The 4,734-nt window shown below is 50.3% G+C and carries 6 protein-coding genes and 1 pseudogene; 4 read left to right on the top strand and 3 right to left on the bottom strand.

Annotated elements, in window-relative coordinates:
- Window positions 1-47: 47 nt before the first annotated feature.
- The 3 genes from nusB to HMPREF2907_RS00575 all read right to left on the bottom strand — a co-directional run bounded on the left by nusB (window position 48) and on the right by HMPREF2907_RS00575 (window position 1,508).
- Window positions 48-479: a transcription antitermination factor NusB gene (nusB, locus tag HMPREF2907_RS00585; RefSeq protein ID WP_003744263.1), complete on the bottom strand. Its 432-nt coding sequence runs from the start codon at window positions 477-479 to the stop codon at window positions 48-50.
- 144 nt (window positions 480-623) lie between these two features.
- Entirely contained in the window at window positions 624-1,103 is a 480-nt protein-coding gene (gene ribH, locus HMPREF2907_RS00580) for a 6,7-dimethyl-8-ribityllumazine synthase (RefSeq protein ID WP_070679118.1), read from the bottom strand.
- 81 nt (window positions 1,104-1,184) lie between these two features.
- The gene (locus tag HMPREF2907_RS00575; protein ID WP_049222683.1) at window positions 1,185-1,508 is read right to left on the bottom strand and encodes a DUF2185 domain-containing protein; all 324 of its coding nucleotides are present in this window, start codon (window positions 1,506-1,508) and stop codon (window positions 1,185-1,187) included.
- A gap of 72 nt (window positions 1,509-1,580) precedes the next feature.
- Here HMPREF2907_RS00575 and HMPREF2907_RS13070 point away from each other — a divergent pair.
- From HMPREF2907_RS13070 to thrB, 4 genes and pseudogenes are all read left to right on the top strand, one after another.
- Window positions 1,581-1,719, top strand: a pseudogene (locus HMPREF2907_RS13070) (IS5/IS1182 family transposase); the annotation flags it as partial.
- Between the two features lie 166 nt (window positions 1,720-1,885).
- Window positions 1,886-2,605 (top strand): ribonuclease III, encoded by a 720-nt coding sequence (rnc, locus tag HMPREF2907_RS00570; RefSeq protein WP_070679117.1) that lies wholly within the window; start codon window positions 1,886-1,888, stop codon window positions 2,603-2,605.
- A gap of 67 nt (window positions 2,606-2,672) precedes the next feature.
- The gene (gene era, locus HMPREF2907_RS00565; protein WP_070679116.1) at window positions 2,673-3,599 is read left to right on the top strand and encodes a GTPase Era; all 927 of its coding nucleotides are present in this window, start codon (window positions 2,673-2,675) and stop codon (window positions 3,597-3,599) included.
- Between the two features lie 46 nt (window positions 3,600-3,645).
- Window positions 3,646-4,563 (top strand): homoserine kinase, encoded by a 918-nt coding sequence (gene thrB, locus HMPREF2907_RS00560; protein ID WP_070679115.1) that lies wholly within the window; start codon window positions 3,646-3,648, stop codon window positions 4,561-4,563.
- The last annotated feature ends 171 nt before the right edge of the window (window positions 4,564-4,734 follow it).

Below are 4,734 nucleotides of genomic sequence, written 5' to 3'. Positions count from 1 at the left end.
GTCGTCTGAAACTTTCAGACGACCTTTTTATGATTAATTCAATGAGATCATACGTTGCCGCGTTTCGGATCGTTCGGGCGCAGTTGGGCGGCGAGTTTGTCGAGGATGCCGTTGACGAATTTGTGCCCGTCGGTGCCGCCGAAGGTTTTGGTCACTTCGATGGCTTCGTTGATGATGACGGGGTAGGGGGTTTCGGGCATCGCGCTCAATTCGTGACATGCCATCAGCAGAACGGCGCGTTCGATGGGGCTGAGGTCTTTTTCGTCGCGGTCGAGCAGGGGGCGGATTTGCTGGATGTATTCGGCGGCGTGGGTGTGCGTGCCGAAGAAGAGTTTGTTGAACAGCTCTTCGTCCGCTTTGGCGAAGTCGGGCTGGTCTTGGATGTTTTTAGCGATTTCGGGGGCGGCGGTGTTGTTGATGCCGGCTTGGTAGAGGGCTTGTACGGCTAACTCGCGGGCGCGGCGGCGTGGGGTTTTCATGGGGATTCCTTCGTTGGCGGCACGGTGGTGCGGTAATGAATGTTTCAGACGACCTCTGTCGGATGACGGGTCGTCTGAAAACGGTTTGTCCGACAGACGGGGCGAAACCGGAATGCGGTAAAGCTAAGGGTTTCGCGTTCGGGCTTATTCTTCTTCGTCGTCAAACTGCTCTTCAATCAGATAGTTGACGAGGTTGGCGCACTCGACGGCGACTTTGGCGGCGTCGGCGGCTTTTTCTTCAATGCGCGCGACGGCTTGTTCGTCGTTTTCGGTGGTCAGGATGGCGTTGGCGATGGGGATGTTGTAGTCGAGTCCGACACGGGTTACGCCTGAACCGGATTCGTTGGAAACGAGTTCGAAGTGGTAGGTTTCGCCGCGGATGACGACGCCGATGGCAATCAGCGCGTCGTATTGCTCGGAGGCTGCCATGTTTTGCAGGACGAGCGGCACTTCGAGCGCGCCGGGTACGGTGGCGACGGTGATGTTGTCGTCGGCTACGCCCAATTCTTGCAGGGTGCGGCAGCAGACTTTGAGCATTTCGCTGCCGATTTCGTTGGTAAAGCGGGCTTGTACGATGCCGATGCGCAGGTGTGCGCCGTCGAGGTTCGGGGCGATGATGTTCATGGTGTTTCCTTGTATTTTGATTTTGAGCGGTAAACGGGTTTTCAGACGACGTGAGGCTTTTCTGAAAACGATATTGGGGATTTATTCCTGCGGCTGCCAGTCGGCAACGGCTTGAAACTCCCCGTCTTCGCCTATTTCCCATGCGCTGCCTTCGGGTCGGGTTATGAGCGCGGCGATAGCGGGGTTGGACTGGGTAATTTCGGAAAGGCTGACGACGCTGAAATTGTCGGGATCGTCGGTGTATTCGTCGGTTTCGTCGCCGCTGAAGAAGCGCCAGCCGCTGTCGTTTTCGAAAACGGGGGCTTCGCGGTAGAGGAAGCCGACGGGTTCGCCTTGTTTGGCTACCGTATTGGTCACGATGCAGCGGTCGAGTGCGGCTGAGAGGGCTTGGGCAAATTTATTCATTGCGGTGTGTGCATGCCGTAAAAATTGTGCGGATTTTATCATGATTAGGGCAGCCTCTGCACCGTGTATCTTTATAGTGGATTAACTTTAAATCAGGACAAGGCGACGAAGCCGCAGACAGTACAGATAGTACGGTAAGGGCGAGGCAACGCCGTACTGGTTTAAAGTTAATCCACTATATATTTGCCGCTTATGGTTTGATGGTACAATGCTGGTCGTCTGAAACGGGCTGAACTGTATTTCAGACGACTATTGCAGCCCTAAAGTGTTTCCGTATTTGCATGAAGTGCCGAAACGCATTCGGGTTGGTTTGGGAGGCTGAATTTTTGCCGCCTCCCACCCGATACGCCGAAGCAAGAAGAAAGACAAACGTCCTCATGAAAACAGATGTGTTAAAACAGCAGGCGCATGCCGCCATTCAGAATAAACTGGGTTACCATTTCAAAGATACCGCGCTTTTGCAGCAGGCGCTGACCCACCGCAGCTACCATGCGAAAAACAACGAACGTTTCGAGTTCGTCGGCGATTCGATTTTGAACTACACCGTCGCCAAAATGTTGTTTGACGCGTTCCCCAAGCTGACCGAAGGCGAGTTGTCGCGTTTGCGCGCGAGCTTGGTCAATGAAGGCGTGTTGGCGGAAATCGCTTTGGAAATGAATGTCGGCGACGGGCTTTATTTGGGCGCGGGCGAGTTGAAAAGCGGCGGATTCAGACGACCCTCCATCCTTGCCGATGCTATGGAAGCGATGTTTGCCGCCGTCAGCTTTGACGCGGATTTTGCAGAAGCGGAGAAAGTGGTGCGACACTTGTATGCCGAACGCGTCAAACGTGCCGATTTCAAAACGCAGGGCAAAGACAATAAAACCGCCCTGCAAGAAGCCCTCCAAGCCCGCCGCCTTGCCTTGCCCAAATACCGCATCGAGGAACAAATCGGTCATGCCAATGACAGTATGTTCCTGATTTCATGCGACTTGGGCGAACTCGGTTTTATCTGCAAAGCACAAGGCAGCAGCCGCAAAGTTGCCGAGCAGCAAGCCGCCAAAGAAGCGCTGCAATGGCTCGAACAACACCATCCTTTGAAAAAAGCGAAAAAATAGCCGATTTATTTTTCAGACGACCTAGGGATACGAAAAGGTCGTCTGAAACGTCAAACAGAAAGCCATCATGGACATCGAAACCTTCCTGCAAAACGAATCCAGCCATCCCACCGACTACCGCTGCGGCTTCGTCGCTATTGTCGGCCGCCCCAACGTCGGCAAGTCCACGCTGATGAACCACCTCATCGGGCAAAAAATCAGCATCACCAGTAAAAAAGCCCAAACCACGCGCAACCGCGTTACCGGCATTTACACCGACGACACCGCCCAATTCGTTTTCGTCGATACCCCTGGTTTCCAAACCAAACACCGCAACGCTCTGAATGACCGCCTCAATCAAAACGTCACCGAAGCGTTGAGCAGTGTCGATGCCGTCGTTTTCGTCGTCGAAGCCATGCGCTTTACCGATGCCGACCGCATCGTGATGAAACAACTGCCGACAAACACGCCCGTCATCCTCGTCATCAACAAAATCGACAAAAACAAAGCGGGCAGCAGCGGTTTGCAGGAATTTATCGACCAAATCAGCGCAGAATTCAAATTTGCAGGGCATGAAACCGTCAGCGCCAAACACGGATTGGGCATCGCCAACCTGCTCGCGCGCCTCAGACCTTACCTGCCCCAAAGCGTGCCGATGTATCCGGAAGAAATGGTGACCGACCGTTCCAGCCGTTTCCTCGCCACCGAAATCGTGCGCGAAAAACTGTTCCGCTACCTCGGTGAAGAGCTGCCCTACGCCATGAATGTGGAGATCGAACAATTCGAAGAAGAGGAAAACGGACTCTACCGAATTTACATCGCCGTATTGGTCGATAAAGACAGCCAAAAAGCCATCTTAATCGGTAAAGGCGGGGAAAAACTGAAAAAAATCTCCACCGAAGCCCGCCTCGATATGGAAAAACTGTTTGATACCAAAGTGTTTTTAAAGGTTTGGGTCAAGGTCAAATCAGGCTGGGCGGACGACGTGCGCTTTCTCAGGGAATTGGGTTTGTAGGTCGTCTGAAAATACTGTAATTAATTGTTTACACTGGATTGAGTTTATGTCTGTCTATACTAATATTTCTGATGAGCAAATACGGGAGTTTTTGTCAGATTATGATCTGGGGGAATTTGTTTCCCTGCAAGGCATTGCACAGGGAATTACCAACAGTAATTACTTTTTGAATACTTCTAAAGGCAGCTATGTTTTAACTGTATTTGAAGTGTTGCGTCAGGATGAATTGCCATTTTTCTTGAATTTGAACAAGCATTTGAGTAGTAAAAACGTAGCTTGTCCAAGTCCGATTGTACGAAAAGATGGAAAGCTGGATTCGGTATTGGCAGGTAAACCGGCTTGCGTCGTTACCAGATTAAATGGTGCGGATACCGCATGGGCGACCGAGGCGCAGTGTTTTAACACGGGAGCAATGTTGGCCAAAATGCATTTGGCGGTTCAAGATTTTCCTGAAAAAATGGAAAATCCCCGATATAACACATGGTGGAAGCAAGCTTATGAACAATTATTGCCACAGTTGAATGAGGCTGATGCCCAGTTGCTGGGTAAGGAAATTTCGGATTTGGAAAACAATCTCGGCGGTCATTTGCCATCCGGCATCATTCATGCCGATTTATTTAAAGACAACGTTTTGTTGGATGGGGAAAATGTGGCTGGGTTCATCGATTTCTATTATGCATGTAATGGAAATTTCATGTATGACTTGGCAATCGCAGTAAATGATTGGTCGAGAACTTCTGATAACAAGTTGGATGCGAAGTTATGCAAAGCGTTTATTGACGGTTATGAAAACATTCGTCCGCTATCTGATGCGGAGAAGGAATATTTTCCTGTGGCGCAGCGGGCTGGGTGCGTACGCTTTTGGGTATCAAGACTGCTAGATTTTCATTTTCCCCAAGAGGGTGAGATGACTTTTATCAAAGACCCAAATGTTTTTAGGGATTTGTTATTAAGTCTGAACTGAATTTGGATATGTTGTAGTGATTTCAAAGGTCGTCTGAAAAAGATTTCAGACGACCTTTGGTGTTATTAGGTGTTGGGAGTTGAGTTTCTGTTTGTTTTTGTGAGAATTGGATGGTTTTGGGCTGTTTGGATTTGGATTGAGGGTGTTTTGAAAGTTCTGAAATAGTGTCTG

This window comes from Neisseria sp. HMSC055H02, from assembly GCF_001813335.1.
GTDB classification, from domain to species: Bacteria; Pseudomonadota; Gammaproteobacteria; order Burkholderiales; family Neisseriaceae; genus Neisseria; species Neisseria sicca_C.
This window is presented reverse-complemented; position numbering and strand designations above follow the sequence as displayed.

Bases quoted from the DNA above. Each gene is read 5' to 3' on its own strand.
- nusB (WP_003744263.1), bottom strand. From the start codon at position 479: ATGAAAACCCCACGCCGCCGCGCCCGCGAGTTAGCCGTACAAGCCCTC.
- ribH (WP_070679118.1), bottom strand. From the start codon at position 1,103: ATGAACATCATCGCCCCGAACCTCGACGGCGCACACCTGCGCATCGGC.
- HMPREF2907_RS00575 (WP_049222683.1), bottom strand. From the start codon at position 1,508: ATGAATAAATTTGCCCAAGCCCTCTCAGCCGCACTCGACCGCTGCATC.
- rnc (WP_070679117.1), top strand. From the start codon at position 1,886: ATGAAAACAGATGTGTTAAAACAGCAGGCGCATGCCGCCATTCAGAAT.
- era (WP_070679116.1), top strand. From the start codon at position 2,673: ATGGACATCGAAACCTTCCTGCAAAACGAATCCAGCCATCCCACCGAC.
- thrB (WP_070679115.1), top strand. From the start codon at position 3,646: ATGTCTGTCTATACTAATATTTCTGATGAGCAAATACGGGAGTTTTTG.